This window comes from Sphingobacterium psychroaquaticum (assembly GCF_004421025.1).
GTDB classification, from domain to species: Bacteria; Bacteroidota; Bacteroidia; order Sphingobacteriales; family Sphingobacteriaceae; genus Sphingobacterium; species Sphingobacterium psychroaquaticum.
Map to the genome: position 1 here is coordinate 3,145,699 of NZ_CP038029.1, position 16,647 is coordinate 3,162,345.

The 16,647-nt window shown below is 46.2% G+C and carries 10 protein-coding genes; 1 reads left to right on the top strand and 9 read right to left on the bottom strand.

Going from position 1 to position 16,647, the window contains the following annotated elements:
• Positions 1 to 3 precede the first annotated feature (3 nt).
• From E2P86_RS13115 to E2P86_RS13155, 9 genes are all read right to left on the bottom strand, one after another.
• On the bottom strand, positions 4 to 3,330 hold the full coding sequence (locus tag E2P86_RS13115) for a TonB-dependent receptor (protein WP_240775508.1): 3,327 nt from the start codon (positions 3,328 to 3,330) through the stop codon (positions 4 to 6).
• A 32-nt stretch (positions 3,331 to 3,362) separates the two neighbouring features.
• A complete protein-coding gene (locus tag E2P86_RS13120) occupies positions 3,363 to 4,364 on the bottom strand; it encodes a fasciclin domain-containing protein (protein WP_134433465.1) in 1,002 nt (333 codons plus the stop codon).
• Between the two features lie 3 nt (positions 4,365 to 4,367).
• The gene (locus E2P86_RS13125) at positions 4,368 to 5,711 is read right to left on the bottom strand and encodes a fasciclin domain-containing protein (RefSeq protein ID WP_134433466.1); all 1,344 of its coding nucleotides are present in this window, start codon (positions 5,709 to 5,711) and stop codon (positions 4,368 to 4,370) included.
• A gap of 5 nt (positions 5,712 to 5,716) precedes the next feature.
• Entirely contained in the window at positions 5,717 to 6,784 is a 1,068-nt protein-coding gene (locus E2P86_RS13130) for a fasciclin domain-containing protein (RefSeq protein ID WP_134433467.1), read from the bottom strand.
• A 22-nt stretch (positions 6,785 to 6,806) separates the two neighbouring features.
• Positions 6,807 to 8,012 (bottom strand): hypothetical protein, encoded by a 1,206-nt coding sequence (locus E2P86_RS13135; RefSeq protein ID WP_134433468.1) that lies wholly within the window; start codon positions 8,010 to 8,012, stop codon positions 6,807 to 6,809.
• Positions 8,012 to 9,727 (bottom strand): DUF4397 domain-containing protein, encoded by a 1,716-nt coding sequence (locus tag E2P86_RS13140; protein ID WP_134433469.1) that lies wholly within the window; start codon positions 9,725 to 9,727, stop codon positions 8,012 to 8,014. The genes E2P86_RS13135 and E2P86_RS13140 overlap by 1 nt, the downstream gene beginning before the upstream one ends.
• A gap of 2 nt (positions 9,728 to 9,729) precedes the next feature.
• A complete protein-coding gene (locus tag E2P86_RS13145; RefSeq protein WP_240775509.1) occupies positions 9,730 to 13,179 on the bottom strand; it encodes a TonB-dependent receptor in 3,450 nt (1,149 codons plus the stop codon).
• Positions 13,180 to 13,437: 258 nt separating this feature from the next.
• Entirely contained in the window at positions 13,438 to 14,640 is a 1,203-nt protein-coding gene (locus E2P86_RS13150) for a FecR family protein (protein WP_240775510.1), read from the bottom strand.
• 638 nt (positions 14,641 to 15,278) lie between these two features.
• A complete protein-coding gene (locus E2P86_RS13155) occupies positions 15,279 to 15,902 on the bottom strand; it encodes an RNA polymerase sigma factor (protein WP_159451784.1) in 624 nt (207 codons plus the stop codon).
• A gap of 204 nt (positions 15,903 to 16,106) precedes the next feature.
• Between E2P86_RS13155 and E2P86_RS13160 the strand changes: the two genes are divergently transcribed.
• Positions 16,107 to 16,604, top strand: a complete 498-nt coding sequence (locus E2P86_RS13160) for a ClbS/DfsB family four-helix bundle protein (RefSeq protein WP_085471210.1) — start codon at positions 16,107 to 16,109, stop codon at positions 16,602 to 16,604.
• The last annotated feature ends 43 nt before the right edge of the window (positions 16,605 to 16,647 follow it).

The following is a 16,647-nucleotide window of genomic DNA, read 5'->3' on the forward strand; positions in this document are numbered from 1 at the left end:
TTGTTAAAAAGTATATCGAACTCCAAATTGCACCTGTGCACGACTATTAAAATAGTCTATACTATAAGGTGATCCTGGATCCCTGAATGTAAACACCGGCCAGCTATCCGCATTCTGCTGCGGTCCGAACAGCGTTGGCGTAAGCCCCACACTGCTTGTTGAATTAAATGTATTGGGTGAAAAATATTGTACACCCCATTTTTTATACAACAGATTCGTAACATTCATAATATCCGCCGAAAACGTAATAAACTGTCCCTTTGATTTACCGATATATAAATCGTGCGCAATACGCACATCCGCCTGTACATTCCATGGCGTACGTCCTTTATTTCGTTCCGTAAAGTCACCACGACGACTACTCAGGTATTCATTTCCATCAATAAACTTGTTGAAAGCATCTGCTTGCTGTTGTGCCGTTTGTCCGCCCGCAATGTCTTTGAAATAACGAACCGCTTCCATCGATTCCGGAATATAAACCAAGCTCACCTGCTGGGGCAATCCCTGAATGTTTCCATTCACCAAACCATAGGTAAAAGGAGAGCCGGATTGCGCACTGAAGAACAAGGTCACCTGTGTACGCCCCGCATCCCGCCACGTATGGCTGTAGTTAAAACTACTTACAATACGGTGTCTAATATCAAAATTACTGTTCGCCAAGGTCGGATTATTAGGAATCAAGGATTGATTCAACTGCCAGTTACTCTCCATGGAGTTACGCACCCCATTACTCAGATCCTTGGATTCGCCATAGGTATAGCTTGCCGTACCATGGAAACCACCGATCTGTTTGCTCGCTGTTCCCGTTAAGCTGTATCGATACCCTTGATTCGTATTACTCAACAGGTAAACATTGGAGAAACGATTGTCCACTGTGCCGCTATAAAACGGTTGGCGATGTGCTTTATCGTACCCATACCACAGCGGATTATCCTGGTTGTTGAGTTGTTGGAAAAGAACATCGCTGATGTTCTTGGTATACATCGCTTCTACTGTAAATTTCCACTTGTCCGCGGTTTCATAATCTCCCCCCAAACTACCCCGCAATACCTGTGGCAATGTAAAGCCATTATCCACGAGATCTACCTGTGTTTTACCACTATTGGGATTGCTTACATCGGCCCCATTTTGTGCAATAAAATCAGCCAACCCATTTGGACTCGGTTTAATAGCATCACTTCCCGGAACAAACGGTTTTTGATCCGCACGTTGATCGAATCCACCAAAAGAATCCCCTGTATTGTAGTAGGCATAGGCTAGCCAAGCAAAAGGAATCCGCCCGGTAAATAAACCAGCACCACCGCGCACCACCAAATTACGATCATCCAACAGCTCCCAACGGAAGCCCACCCGTGGCGATAGTTGCACCTTATTCAAGAAATCATTTTTAATGCGTGCAATAGGTGTATAGCTGTAGGTGGTTCCGAAGTACGGATCAGCGGCCATAGTTTTCACCTTTTCACTAAGCGTAGGCATCGTTGGTAGCTGTGCAAAATCCGCTCGTAAGCCCGGCGTCACTCGAAAACGATCGCTCACGCGGATCTCATCCTGCACGTACAAGCTATACATATTCACATTAAAATCTGCGGCCGGATTATCCAACAGGTAATTGCGCGAATTATTGCTGTAGTTATAACTACCGCGCACCCGATACGGGTTGTTGGAAACAAAATCCTCTATACTATTGTAATCCACGCGGCCATTCCAGGCATTTACAAAACCGTACCGAATGCCGTACAACTCATTATGCGTTCCGAACAACAACTTATGGCGTCCCAAATTCCAATTTAAGTTTGCCGTCAGCTCCCAGGTACGCTGTTGCATATTAAAGATACTCGCCTCCCGGTCTGTGCCCAGATAAATCGTGGTGCCCGGTGTACGTCCTTGTATCTGCACCTGCGGCAAGGTCGGGTCACTTAACGGATCCCGGCGATCATTGACCACCGTAAATCCCAGCACCGCATTTCCGGACAAGTTATTCCGAAAACGGCTCTTTAGCTCCGCGACCGTGCTACTCTGGTTATTCGTTTGCTGAAACGCCATGCTACTGAAACGAAAATCTTGCTGGTCGCGATCCATATGTGTCGCCTTACTGCGAATCGTATTATTACGCACCGCTAACTGATGGCGATCGTTGATATTCCAATCCACCCGATTGAAAAACTTAATTGATTTCGACCAGTTGGTATAAGTACCCGCTGTACCGACATCAAAAATATCCCCATACCGATCTTTGGCTTGTTGCGCTATAAGTTGCGCATCCGACGCACTAAGAATAGATGCGGTCTCGATCGTACCCACCGCAAGTTGCGTAGGGTCTTGACGACGCGTGATCTCTTCATTGCTAAAGAAGAATAATTTGTTTTTTATAATCGGAAAACCAATTCGGAAACCACCTTGATAATCGTAGAAATCGCTATTCATTTTTCCCAGCGACCCCACGCGATCCTTACCGGTCAAGGCTGCATTTCGGCCATAACCATATACCGAGCCTTCAATTTTATTGGTTCCACTACGGGTTACTGCATTGACCGATCCCCCCGTAAAATTACCAATCTTGACATCATACGGCGCCAGGTAGACCTGCATATCTTGAATCGCGTCAATCGATATCGGATTGGTACGCGTGCTGCTTCCAGCCATCCCTGAGGTACCTGTCTGTCCACCGAGCGACGGACTAAACCCTATCGCATCGTTATTGATCGCACCATCTATCGTCACATTGTTGTACCTGAAATTTGTACCACCAAAGCTGTTGTCGCGACTCCCTTGTGGTGTCAGGCGTGTGACATCCGTAATCGATCTGTTCACCGTCGGCATCGAACGCACCTGTTCCCCACTAATATTCTTGCCTGCACCATAATCATCAGCCCGTTGGCGTGCGACACGGGAGGTGACAGCCACCCCTTCCAAAGCCTGAGCAACACCACTCAGCACCAGATCCAGCTGCTGTGCCGCCCCCAGTCTCACCTGGATATCATTCCGCTCCGCGGCTTCCATACCCACCATCGTAACAACCACCTGGTAGGGACCACCAATACGAAGATTATTTAAGGTATATCGCCCATCGCCATCGGTCGACAAAGCGTATCGCGTACCCGAAGGCGTATGTACCGCAACAAGAGATGCGCCGACTAAAGGCTCTCCTTTGCTGTTGACCACACGTCCGGTCAAAGCGCCGCTGGTCTCTTGTGCCATCACACCTGTTCCCCATAAAAATAAGAGGACGAACAACAGGAATGCCCAGACCATGGTTACCCCTTTAGCAATTCTTATACTTCTCACTCCACTCGTCTCTCTAACACTTCTAACTTCTCTTACTCTCTTCATTTTCATTCCTTTTTTTTAAGGTAATCGCCAGCCTACTGCGTGAGTCGCAACGTGCCATTGATTACATGTAAAATTCCATTTCCTGTGAGCATATCCTGTTTTGTCAAGAGGACATCTGTGGTATTACCGATTCCCCGCAAGCTGATTCCCGAGAATGCCCCGGGCGAGCTTGGATTCGGCACCAAACGGACAGTCACACTATTCCCATTCATCATCCCCTGCTGCGCGGTATTCGATGGACCAGCACTCAATACATAATCGTATACAAAGCGGCGGTCACGCACAATGTGATAGGAAACCAGATCCAATAATACTTTTGGATCGGTCTTTTCAATCTGTTCCACCGATGCATAACCGATCGACTGCATGGCCGTATTAACAGGTGCAAACACGGTGTAAGGCCCTGTCTGTCGCAGCTGTTCCAGCATGCCTGAAGTACGCAGCGCCTGCGTAAACAAGGTAATGCTCGCATCGGCCGCCAAGGCATCCACCAACACATCGTGCACGTACGGGGTCAATACCCGATCCAGCACCTGCACCAAGCCATTGGATGCCGGAAGATTGGTGGACAATATCCGAGCACCATTCAATGTCAATACGGTATCTTGCCCTTTCACCCAATGTGTAGCGAACATTTTACCGCCCCGTGAGCGGAGCTCCTGATTAAAGGCAAAAGGAAGCTTGTTCAACTCGTACTTACCATCCAGCGTATGGTAATTGGCGATACGGGATACCACGGTATTGCTCGCACTCAATACGGCCGTTGGCCCCGCATACCCAGCCGTAATAAAAGCGGCATCCGAAGGAGCCAATACCGTGAAGGGACCTTCCCCAGCGTTGAGCACCTTATCCATTCCACTCTTCCGCAGCGCAGCGGAAAAACTAGATAAGTTAAAGTTATCAGCGATAACCAGATTCAACTTATTGTTATCGAAATCACTCATCTGTTGTACATCTTTCTCGCAACTTGCACCGAGGAGAAGAACCAGAAAAAAGCTGCTTAATCGTTTACTATATTTTAAAGCGATTGCCATATCCTATTTAAGTTTAAAACCTTTCGGTAGTAAGAGATTATCCACCACATGAATGGGACCATTCAACGTTAATATATCCGACTCCACAATATGTGCCGAGGGCTGTCCCGACTCTTTAAAATGGAGCCCCAATGTTCCATTATTCGTGCTAAATGCAAAAGGCATCTTATAGGCGTAACGTATCTGGGCCGTTCCCCCGATATTCACAAAATAGTCGTGGATAAACGGCGCGGCCAAGTCATTACTAAAGAAGACCGTTTGATTCCCCCTCGCCATACCATAACCAGGGTCTTGCGGGGCATAAAATCGAGCCCAATTCCGGTGTGCATCCACAATAGTATCCATCACAAAATGACCCGCCGGCTGAAACATATTCTCATCAAAACGTACATCATTCCGTTCTGCATTCAGCGCCATTACGTCATCGATGCTGGTTAAGCCTGCTTTTTTGAACGCATCATCGGTCGGCGCAAATAAGGTGGTAATGGTGATGTTGGGGTCTGCATAGTTGGGGTCTGACGCTATTGTTATTTCCCAAAATTGACGGTAGGCGTAACGGACAGATGGATAGTACATCCAATACTCTTCCGGTGCTACCTCATACCCATACCAGTACGACATTTCCCGGACCATCGTCTCCACAAAAATGTCATCCATCTGGCGCTGCATTTCCAGGAAAATGGTAAACCGACCATCCGCTTCCATCACTTGAAGCGCCGTTTTTGTTGGTTTCTCGATGTTATTTTCCATAAAGATCACCGCGCCATTCGTCGCTAACTGGTGGTTAAGTTTCCCCATCGACTTCCCGTTCACCAAGAGATTCCCTGCCGCATTTAATGCGAGGTAATGCTTATAGCGATACTTGTCGTGACGCTGCCCCCAGACATTGGGTTCATCATAAAATGGAACGCGCAGCTCTGGATTCACTAACATCGAACGCATCGGCATACTTTCCGGGCGTAACTGATCCTTCCGCAACGTCCCCAGAATCGTATAAAACATCATTAAGCTATCCACATCGGCTGTCGCCATCGCATCAATCTTAGCGGCCGTAATCCCAATTTTTGTCCAAGCTGCGTCGTTCGGAACAAACAACGTATAGGTGGTATTCGCGCCCATCCGGCTCAGGCTATCCTTGACTCGGCTTTTGTCCCACGCCTTCCGAAAGATACTGGCACTGGCTTCACCCGCAAGCAGCTCTCCGACCTTCTTGGTCGCCTCTTCCTGATGCGGTACTTGTTCCCCTTCCGGGGCCGGCATAAATTCATTCTTTTGACATCCTACCGTACACATCAATGTACCGAAGAGCATCATACTGTATATAAAATCGTTTAGTAATCGTTTCATTTTATTTACTTCTTAAGGGCTTGTCCCGGTTTCACCAAACCTGTCTCTAAATTGTGTACCACACCATTGGTGCACAGAAAATCTACCTTGGCACGCTGACGATACTCCACCCGTGCTATAATCTGTGCGAAAACATCATCGCTGCTTTTGAGTTCGAGATTATATCCTAAAATCCATTCGGGGTATGAGGTATTACTAAAATAAGTCATCACATAGGGGCTCCCTTTGAGCTTATAGCTATATCGCCCATCTGCGTTAATCGTCGAAAAAACCTTCGAATCTGATATAAAAAAATGCTTATTGTAGATAATGTATGTCCCGAATAATTCTTCAGCATTGTACTTCGCAACATCCATCGTCGCGAGTACCTCTTCCGTTATGCCGAGACTTTCCAATGCTTTATTCGTTGGGGCGAAGACGGTAAAAGGCCCTGCGGTACCAAACTGTTCCCAAAGGCCAAATTTTTTCAGTCCGGCAACAAAAACACGGTATTCCGGTTTTGCCGTTAGCAGGGCTTGGATATTGGTTTCAAACTGTGGTTTCATCACCTTATCCAGCACATATAAAACGCCGTTTGCTAACCCCACATCCTTGCGCAGCACACTCGCTCCATCGAAAAAGAGATCATTGACCGCTGAGCCACCCGTCGGATTAAAGCTCGCTAATGACGTATGTAGCGAAGTTCCTTCCAAGGTCGCGTAACGGACATCTACCCCATTCGCCGGAATATCGGCTAAAAACATACGACGTGGCAGCACATGATATTTTATAATCCGACGCAGGCTGTCCTGATTCATTCTATCAAAATCAGTCGGTCTGAACACGCCGATTTCATTAAAAGCAACATCATTCGGCACCAACACCGTAAAAGGTCCCTCTTGATTAAGTTCCGCCGCAAGCCCCGTCTTTTGCAGTGCCGCATGGAAAAGTGTCATCTCAAAATTGTTCTTGATAAAATCTGCCGCTGGTCGAATATTTTCATTGGGTGTCACCACCGTTAGATCCGGATGTTCACAAGAAGCCACAAAGCACGTGGCAAAAAGGAAAATAGTACGTAAAAATCTATGTTTCATTTCAAAATCTCCTGGCTATGAATTAATAAATTGGGGGTGCAAATTTCCGTTGGATCGTCGTCATGTAAATACGTCCATTCACCACCTCCAGTGTATTGACCGTGGCAAATGTTCGCGGGTTGTGAATACCGGAGTGCACATTCACCAGCATATTAGGCAGCATTGTCCCATTATCGGGGCTGGTCAGGTTAACCTTTCCATTCAACAAGCAATTGACCACCGCCCAATTCCCTTCGGTATTTGATGTCGTACTGTGAATCGGGTTATTGGTTATGTCCATTCCCGGTACAAAAAAGTCAAATCGTTGCCACATATTGGTTTGGATACCATTGGTCTTGCTACTGGCCCACAGCGGGAAGCTCACATAAGGAGCAACGGTCGAAGAGCTATTATTACGTACGACACGCGTCATGTACTTCCCTTTGTAACCCGGTACTGTAGGGGCGATGTGGCTCAAGACGCCCTGATCTTCATAGAGGGATAAAAAAATATTCATTTCCTCTTTTATTCCCCCCATGAAACTACGTAGTCGATAATCGCCATCTTTCAAACTGGCGTCCGCCTCCACAAAACCTTTCGCACTCATATTATAGAAATTCACATACACCAAAGAGTCAGACAGCGGCAACTTATGGAAGTTTTCCTCCCGTAATAACAAACCGTGCTCTTTGGTTACAAAATCTTTCTGCAAAAGGTGCAAGGTATATACCTCCTTACTTCCCAAATTAATGACCGTATCGATCAGAATATCTTTCTTCAGATGACTTTCCAACTGTAGGAAAGGAACGGTATTCTTAGGGCGATACGCAAACACGATGCGCAACGATCCCGAAGGTACCTGCGCCCAACTACTGAGATCAAACCCATTCAACATGGGGGCAACCAACACATTCCTTTTACCTGGATATTCTGGATTATCCAGGGACGTGCTGTTACCAATATGTGAGGGATAGGGCGGCGCATAGGCATCGCGTTTATCAAAGAAGTCCCCAATAACTTCTGCACCGGTGATCTCGCCCGTTGCGTCCATCGTCGGATTAATCAGCATACAGAAGTACGGTACTTTATCATCCTTACTGCCCAAGGTCTGCACATAATTCAGGTTATTAAACACCCGTAAATAAGCCGGTTCCTTAATTTCAGTATATTCTACCTTGGTACATCCAATGATACATAATGCGCATATTGAAAGTAGAGCTATGTAGATCTTTATTCGTTGATTTTTCATTATTTCGTGTGTTTTATAATGATCATTCGTGCTTTATTTGTCGGCGTTGCTGTGTTTCCGGTATGTCCGATCAATGCCACCGTATACACACCAGGCTCCTGTATAGGCAACGGTCGGTTCGGGCGCAGGTACAGCGCTTCATTGGCTATAAATCGCTGATGCGAAAGCGAAGCAATATCGCTGGCCCATAATCCCGGCACCACCTCTGGTGTGGACCGATAGGCCATGATATCAAACGGGGTTTGGACATTCCCTAGATCCATATATGGTCCCTCCAACTTTGGCAGACCTGGCTGCAGATTTTGATTCGGCAAACTACTCCCAACACCACTGTTACCTAGCTGTCCATTATTCAGCGTGAAGGTGATATAGGGATTTCCTACAGCGAGGTTTAAAAAGCGTTTAAAAAAGAAGAATTGGTGTTGCGTCCGTGCAAAAGTGCCATCATCGGTAGCACCTGTAAATACGGCACCACTCAGGTCATTCGCAACAGCCAGCAGCCTCGGGCTGCCATCTGCATTAGGGTGCAGCCAAAAGGTATAATTCTGGGCAGGTTGCAACACTTGATCTAAGCTTGCCAGTACCTGTCCCCCCGCATCGACGGCTTCAACTTTATACGTACCATGGATTTGAACACTGTAATCTGTCGCTTCGCCAAAGGAGACCTTTTCTCCGACCGTTTTTCCGTTTACCTTAAACGAGACCGTCTTATCGGTGTATGCATTTGCCCCCTGGAGACGTACATAGGTTTGATTGGCAAGAGCAGATACATCCGTTATAACCTGAAAAGAGTTCTGGTATAACCACGAGGTATTCCCAATTTCGTCTACAATATAATCGTAGCGTTGGGGGGTGACCACAATTGTATAAACACCACCCGGTTGGTAGGTTTTTACGGCTGCATAGTGTAGGTTCGTTAACTTCGCATGATCCAGCGGTATCGTCGAAGAAGCGGGGTCGATAACTTTATATTCGGCACGTTCATTTCCCAAGGAGGGTACCTGACGGCCATCTCCTACTAACACCTTAAATTGATAGGTGCCATAGGGAAGCTCAATGTATTCGGAGGCTTTGACTTGCGTACTCACCTGGTTTGTTTTGTTATGAACAAGCGTACCATCGGCATAGGCTAAAGATACCGGTCCTTTCAAATCTTCCTGCATGCCGGTAAGCCCCATGGTGAGGCGCTTTATTTCGCCTCCCAGGTTCACGATACGAATCTTAAAATGATCGGGTTTCGAGGGACTGGATACATCTCTCGGCACTTCCACAACCTCAGGTTGCCCATTCATAAAGAGATGATTTAACAGGTAATAATCCGTTGGATGCGCATAATTCTCCTGAACTTTTACCCGCATATCCATATCGCCCGCGCTTTGGTAATTGCGAAGACTGATTTGCAGATCCAATTGTTGCTGTTGATCAAACAGATCCTGTGGAATGGTCCACGTTTTCCCCAACCGCCCATCGGTTGGAAAATATGAAGTACCGGGATATTTGTAGTAATCCGGATTATTCGAATTTCGCGTTACAAAATTTGTTAAGCTATCGCCATTGGCTATAACCTGATTGTAACCCACCAGGTTGACAATACGGACCTGCGATCCTTTCCGAGCTTCCGTTGTTGGCCTGTTATCGGGTTTCAGGTCTAATTTTTCCTTTTTGCAACTTACCGCTAACGGAAGTAAAAGGATATATAAGATAAGTTTCTTCATAACTAAAACAGGTTATAGGTAAAGCCCATCATGATCTCGGTGCCTCTTTTGAAACTCCGGTTGATATATTCATTACCATACCACTTACCGCCTGTTTGCGGGTTCGCATATACAGTCTTATTTGCTGGGTTGATTATATTTTTGGCATATCCCTTAAAGATGATCCGTTTGTTTATACGCTGACTAAAGACAAAGTCGAGGTAGGGTACCGGCTGGGTATATAAATCAGGTTCCCCGGTCAGGTTGATCTGCACCAGGCGCTCTCCGACCATGTTAAATGTCAAGGTAAGGTCGGTTCCCGACTTATCGTTATCATAATTCAACCATCCGTTAATAGAATAGGGTGCTTGCTCAAAGAGTGGACTATTTTTCGGGGCGTGGCGATCCAGGGATCGATTTGCTTCATACCGTTCTTCCGTTTTCTTGATTTCACTTTGTGCCAACAAGAGGTTACTTCCCAGGAAGAAATGCTGCAAAGGCGCAATTAATGTTCCCAAGTTCTTTACGACCTCAAACTCCAATCCCCACACCCGACCGATATTAGGGTCGTTCTGGAACTGTATGGTTGGAAACTCCGGATAAGTGGCTGCCAATCCTTGTGTTTTCAGGTTAAACACCTTAACCAGCTGGTTCTCGATGCGCTTACCAAAGGCTGACACCGCAATAACCTCCCCTTTAGCGGGGAACCATTCCCAACGGAAATCCGCATTCTGGGTATACTGATTTTTCAGGTCTGGATTTCCGACCACCAAACCCATCTGAAAGGCGTCAAACTCAAAGACATTGGTTATTTCGCGCAGTTCCGGGCGCGCCAACGTGGTATTAAAGGCCCCTCTAAAATTCATGTTGTCGTTGAGTGTAAAGGTCGCATTGACGGAATAGAAGGGTTTGTATCCGGTCTTGTATACTGAATTTGGGTTGATGGGATTCAGTGGGATACGCGATCCATCCGGCGACACCGCTGTCAACGAAGGATCAAGAAACACGCCCACGGTATCAACCGAAGAGCCGATATTGGTCATCTCGAAACGCACGCCCCCCGCCATACGAAAGCGCTTTGCTAGTTTCAGATCCACCATACCATATAACGCATTCGTCTCGTAGTATCCGGTATAGTTGTTCGGCGATTTCTGACTGTTGTATAAGAAACCACCCACCGGCATCATCCCCTCGCCTTGTCCGGCAGCAGGCAGGTGCACGCCAATAATTTCATTGCTGACCAAGCGGTCCAAGTTACCGGCCACATCATACAGCGGTACTGCTTTATTGGAGGTAAAATTTGATCCAGGCAAGAACAATTGGTTTTCCGTGAATGCACGATCCCTGAACAGGTAGTTCACCCCCGTCTTGAATTCTTGCTTTTCACCCAAAATGCGGAAGGGGATGCTGAGGTCGGCTTTGTAGTTATAATTCTTCTCATCGAGGTTTCGCCAGCGACGGCCGTTTGGTTCGGCTTGCATAATACCATAGACACCAAAACCATTTACATAACCTGAAGTCAGGGCATAAAGATGCTCCGAATAAACACGCGCGTCACCACCATTATCGGCTCCTACTGTCGGTCGGTAATACCAACCACCACCGCGCGGCATATAATCCACCAGGCTGGCAAATCGAAAATCAGGATCATTTTGTCTCGAGCGAGAACTTGCCGCATTATAACTTAAGCGCGGGGATAGCTCGTGCTTAAAGAACTTGTGCTCTCCTTGCAGATTAAATGTATTTAAGTTCCGAAACGTTTGCTTCAGCGAATAGGTTGTGCTTTTCACCCCACCCGGCAGCCCCGTATATTCATATTTTCCCGATAGGTTCGTACCGATACTCTCTCCGCCCCAGCTACCCAGATATTGCATACTGACCTCATGCTGTGGACTAAAGCGATACGTTAATCCCGCTAGCGTACCATAATTCAAGGTCTCGGTCCCGGTATTCTCTTTATACGTTTGGTACTTCCCCATATATAAACTATTCGGTGTGATATAATTTGGAATATTACGGAAGCTGTATACATCTGGATTTCCCGTCACCACACCTTGGTAAATACTGTACTGTGTCAGCTCACCGGCATTGATATCGGTTGTTCGGCGGTAATAATTCCCACCGAGAATCACCCCTATTTTATGCTTCCCATCAAAAACATTATAACTATTTCCGAAGGTTACTGAATAAAGCTGGTTAAGCGGAGCTTTGCGGTACGTGCTGGTCATCACCGGATCGAAGCCTTGCATAATACCATTAATGCGCTTCACTTCCTGATAAGCTGCCGGGCTGTAATTGCTATTGGCAATCATTCGTTGTATAGAACCCAATCCACCCGGATATTCGGTGGCTAAATTGGTAAAGTCGGTCGTCAGGTTCTTATCGTTTATCTTCGTTCCCAGTACGCCCATACCACTATTCCAGAAGCTATTGTATTGACCACCCAAACCGATATTTGAGTTCAAACCCGTCTGTGCAATGACCTCAAAGGTCATCTTGTCGGGTACAGACTTCGTTTTTAGTTCTACGATTCCCGACGCGGCATCGGCCGGTTTATCGGGAGTCACCGTTTTATAGATCGTGATATTATCGAGTAAAGAGGCCGGCACCAAATCCAGTGGAATAGCGCTGCGATCCGGGTCCGATGAAGCGAGGCGTACCCCATTTAATTGCCCAATAACCGAGCGATCTCCCAATCCGCGTACCGCAACATATTTATCGTCTGTTACCGTGACACCGGTCACACGCTGCAACGCCTGCGTGGTTGTAATACTCCCTGTCCGCTCAATAAGCTCCGCCGATATCGCATCTTGTACGATAGCCGCCTTTTTACGCTCCTCGAGGACGGCACTCTCCGTATTCGCCTTACGTCGTGCTTGCACCGTAACCTCTACGGCATCCAATGCGGTCGAGGTAGGCACCAATTGCACCACGATATTGCGATCTGCGGCATGAACAGCAACCTCTTTTGTTTGGTGTCCCAGTAAGCTGAATACTAAGGTTTGTTTGCTTTCGGACACGGTGATTGTGAATGCTCCGGACCCGTCGGTTGTTGCCCCACCCTGCTGCCCTTTTACTTTCACGGAGACGCCCGCCAGGGGTGACCTATCGGATGTACTGATCACTTTTCCGACAAGGGTAAACTGTTGTTTTGCAACCACGGAAGGCCTCTCTTCGCGCGGAGCCTCGGTGACCACCACCAATTTGTTTTTGATAACATAGCGGTAAGGCAGGTTGGTAAAGCAAGCGGCCAAGGCCTGTTCTATAGAAGCATCCCTAACATGGATATCAATGGATTTTGCTTCTTTAAAAAGGTTGGCATCGTAAAAAAAATCATATTGACTTTGTTTACGAATTTCCTGCAAGATGGTCGGGATATTGCTATTTTGCCTGTTGAGGTTGATACGCTGGCCAAAGGTGGACGCACTGACCTGGACTAACAAGCATGTGATAAGCATCATGGTGATTTTCATAACACGCATGCATTGATAAAGATTCATAGGTAATAAACTCTCCTTTTCCAGCTATACGGAATACATCGCCTCCATGCATGGAAGGCTAAACGAATATTTCATATATTTGCTGACGTTAATATTAGTTGATGATTTTGTTTGCGCAATGTTGTCGATAGGCTTAACAAAACTTGCCAAAGGTGTTACCAGCATCTTTGGCTCTTTTTTTGTCGTCTCTCCTGTTCTCTTTCTCTTAAGCCCCATAAAAAGTATATGTCACTATTCGGTCACTGTCATCCTCCTTTCTTTCAGTTGTATCTTCACTTTTCCGGTTGCTTGTACCATATCTATAATAGCCGATAGCGGTTGCTTGCGGGAGACAATTCCTTCAAAACGTAACTGCCCCAATTGTACTGGGCAGTCGACATCGATATCGTACCATCGTTCCACTTTTCGCAAGATGCTGTGTAGCTCTTCGCCATGAAATACAAAGTCTCCATTTTTCCAGGCGAGCTGCTGCTCCATATCTGCCGGACGCACCTGTAAGGTATGGGTCAAGACCGCCTGCTGTCCCGGGCGAAGGAGGACCGTTTGTCCATTATCCATTGCTTTTACGCGAACGCTACCTTCTACGAGCGTTGTCACTACACTCGGCTCATTGCTGTATGCATTGACATTAAAATGTGTACCCAATACTTCGATCTGCTGCTTGTCGGTATCAACATAAAAGGGCACCGAGGCGGCACCGTTGTCGGTATGTTGGTTTTGTTTTTCAATTTCAAAATACACCTCACCTGTCATCGTTACCCGACGTTGGTTTGTTGCAAACTGTACCGGGTAACGAAGTGATGAAGCCGCATTGAGGAATGCTTTGGAGCCATCAGGTAGCACCACTGTGTATTGACCACCATCGGGTGTAGAGATGGTGTTGTATGCTGTACGTGAGGGTGCAGCACCTCCGTCAGCGTGATATATAAGGTTTCCGTCTTTATCTTTCTCGATGCGGATGCCGGCCTGCTCGGCAATCGTTCCCCTGTTGGCGTCGGCTAAGGAGATAACCGTTCCATCATCCAAGGTGAGGAGTGCCTCATTTCCGCCGGGCACCACGGCAATTTCTCCATGAGCAACCGATTCAGGCAGGAGATTATCCTTAAAGCGATAGGCCACCACACTACCGGCAGCAACAAGAAACAATGAAGCAGCCACCTTTCCCCAGATCCCTAAACGAAAGGGACGCTTATCGCCCATAGAGCTAGGTTCCATTCGCTCTTTTAAGCGCAGGTAGTTTTGTTCTACGTTATGTTCCGCCGTAAATGCAGCCATAGCGAGGCCTATTTTCTTTTGCTCTTCCACTGCATCCCGAAATTGTGGATGCTCAAAAAGCCAATGTTCCCACTTCGCAATATCCTCTGCATTGCGACCCGTACAATAATTTATGAAGCTTTCGTCGCTTAATAATGCGCTTAGATCCAATTCTTCCATGTTGTATTTTTCTTATACTGAACTATAGAGCAGAAGACATTCGATTTTCACTACTGCATGGAAGATTTTTTTTAGATAATAGGGTGTAGTGGGTAGATAGTAGTAGTTGTTTGTTTATAGATTGTAGTTCATAGAGCGTAATTTGTAATGAATACGTCCTACTTTGTACTAATGTTAAGAGGACACGAGCCGAAGGGTATTAGTTCTTTGTTTATAGATTCTAGTTCATAGAGCGTAGTTTGTAATGAATACGTCCTACTTTGTACTAATGTAAGAGGACACGAGCCGAAGGGTATTAGTTCTTTGTTTATAGATTCTAGTTCATAGAGCGTAGTTTGTAATGAATACGTCCTACTTTGTACTAATGTAAGAGGACACGAGCCGAAGGCTCGCGCCAGCATGGGAGTACAGCGTATAAAGTTTAGAGTGATTGGTAATAGTCAGGTTTATAGCTCGTTTCGCTGGCTCGAGCTTGTAGCTCGGACTTATGTACCATCATAAATAGAAGGGACAAGTAAAACAGGACACGAGCCGAAGGCTCGCGCCAGTGTGGGGTAGTAAGTTGGTAGATAGCAGTTTGTAGTTAGATAGATTGTAGTTTGGCTCAAAAGTAAGATGCCGCTCCGGCATAGAGGAGACTAAAATCCGGAATAGAGGAGAACCGATAACGCCCCGATTGCCACCCGGAGGAAAGCTTCCTGTTCGCGGCTTAATAGGTTGCGTAGTTTATCAACTGACTTGTAAATGGTATTATAAACGGTATGTATAGAGATCTGATTTGTTCGGGCAATCTCTTCGTAGGAAAGTCCCAAATAAAACTTTTGATAGATAAGCAGTCGTTGTTTTTCGCCCAGCTGATCCATTTTATCCTTCACCAATTCCCCTACGGTATCTTCGATCGAACGTTGGATAATGCCTTCTTCAACCGACGGGCTGACTGCATTTTCTTCATGAAGCTCCTCGTCGGTAAAAAGAATATTTTCACCCATCCCCTGCTTCCGAAAAAGAGCTCTCAAAAACATCGTCACCAGATAGTTGTGATGATTCAGGATATGACCATTATTGGCTTTGTTCTCCCAGATATATAGAAACACATCGTTAACGACATCCTGAACTTGTTCGATAGGAAAACCTCGCTTCAGGCCAACAAAGGTAAGGTAATGGTGGTAATACTGATATACCTGATAAAAAGCTTCCTCCGATTCGCTACGCACAAATACTTTCCAATAATCTTTCAAGTTTTCCTGTTTAATAGTCGACATCTGCTTCCTTGTATTGGTTAATCTTTCCTCACAAAGGAATAGAACTCTTATTAACAACATGTTAACTGCAAATAATCAAAGTGTTATCGTTAGACTACTTCCTACAAACCACAAACAAACAACTACAAACTATAATCTACCAACCACCAACTACGCTATCATCTCTAAAAAAACATTATCTTTCATGCACCTAACGACAACACCATGGCGCGACCAAAAAATAAGACAGATTTAGTCCAGCAGAGTGAAAAAAGTTTTGCCGATCTGCAATCTTTTATCGCCGGTCTTTCCGAGGCAGAGCAGCAGCATGCATTTCCGGCGCAGTACATGAATCGAAATATCCGCGATGTGCTGGGGCACATCCATGCCTGGCATCTGCTATTTTTGCGTTGGTATGAAGAAGGGATGGCAGGTAGGAAACCCATTATGCCGGCGGAGGGATATACATGGAAGACTACCCCCGATTTAAATCGTATGATTCAAGAAAAATACAGCCAAACGCCATTATCTGACATACAAAAGCTGCTTCTTAACTCCTACCAGGAAGTACAGATCATCCTTGCGGCCCACAGTGAAGAAGAGCTCTTCACTAAAAAGCGCTATGGCTGGACCGGCACCAGTTCACTCGGCCAATACCTGATATCGGCAACATGCAGCCACTATGAATGGGCCTTACGACTCATCAAAAAAGGAACCAAATAAAAAGGCTTTCTGCTGTATTCGAAAATACAACAGAAAGCCCCTA

Bases quoted from the DNA above. Each gene is read 5' to 3' on its own strand.
- E2P86_RS13115 (WP_240775508.1), bottom strand. From the start codon at position 3,330: ATGAAGAGAGTAAGAGAAGTTAGAAGTGTTAGAGAGACGAGTGGAGTG.
- E2P86_RS13120 (WP_134433465.1), bottom strand. From the start codon at position 4,364: ATGGCAATCGCTTTAAAATATAGTAAACGATTAAGCAGCTTTTTTCTG.
- E2P86_RS13125 (WP_134433466.1), bottom strand. From the start codon at position 5,711: ATGAAACGATTACTAAACGATTTTATATACAGTATGATGCTCTTCGGT.
- E2P86_RS13130 (WP_134433467.1), bottom strand. From the start codon at position 6,784: ATGAAACATAGATTTTTACGTACTATTTTCCTTTTTGCCACGTGCTTT.
- E2P86_RS13135 (WP_134433468.1), bottom strand. From the start codon at position 8,012: ATGAAAAATCAACGAATAAAGATCTACATAGCTCTACTTTCAATATGC.
- E2P86_RS13140 (WP_134433469.1), bottom strand. From the start codon at position 9,727: ATGAAGAAACTTATCTTATATATCCTTTTACTTCCGTTAGCGGTAAGT.
- E2P86_RS13145 (WP_240775509.1), bottom strand. From the start codon at position 13,179: ATGAAAATCACCATGATGCTTATCACATGCTTGTTAGTCCAGGTCAGT.
- E2P86_RS13150 (WP_240775510.1), bottom strand. From the start codon at position 14,640: ATGGAAGAATTGGATCTAAGCGCATTATTAAGCGACGAAAGCTTCATA.
- E2P86_RS13155 (WP_159451784.1), bottom strand. From the start codon at position 15,902: ATGTCGACTATTAAACAGGAAAACTTGAAAGATTATTGGAAAGTATTT.
- E2P86_RS13160 (WP_085471210.1), top strand. From the start codon at position 16,107: ATGGCGCGACCAAAAAATAAGACAGATTTAGTCCAGCAGAGTGAAAAA.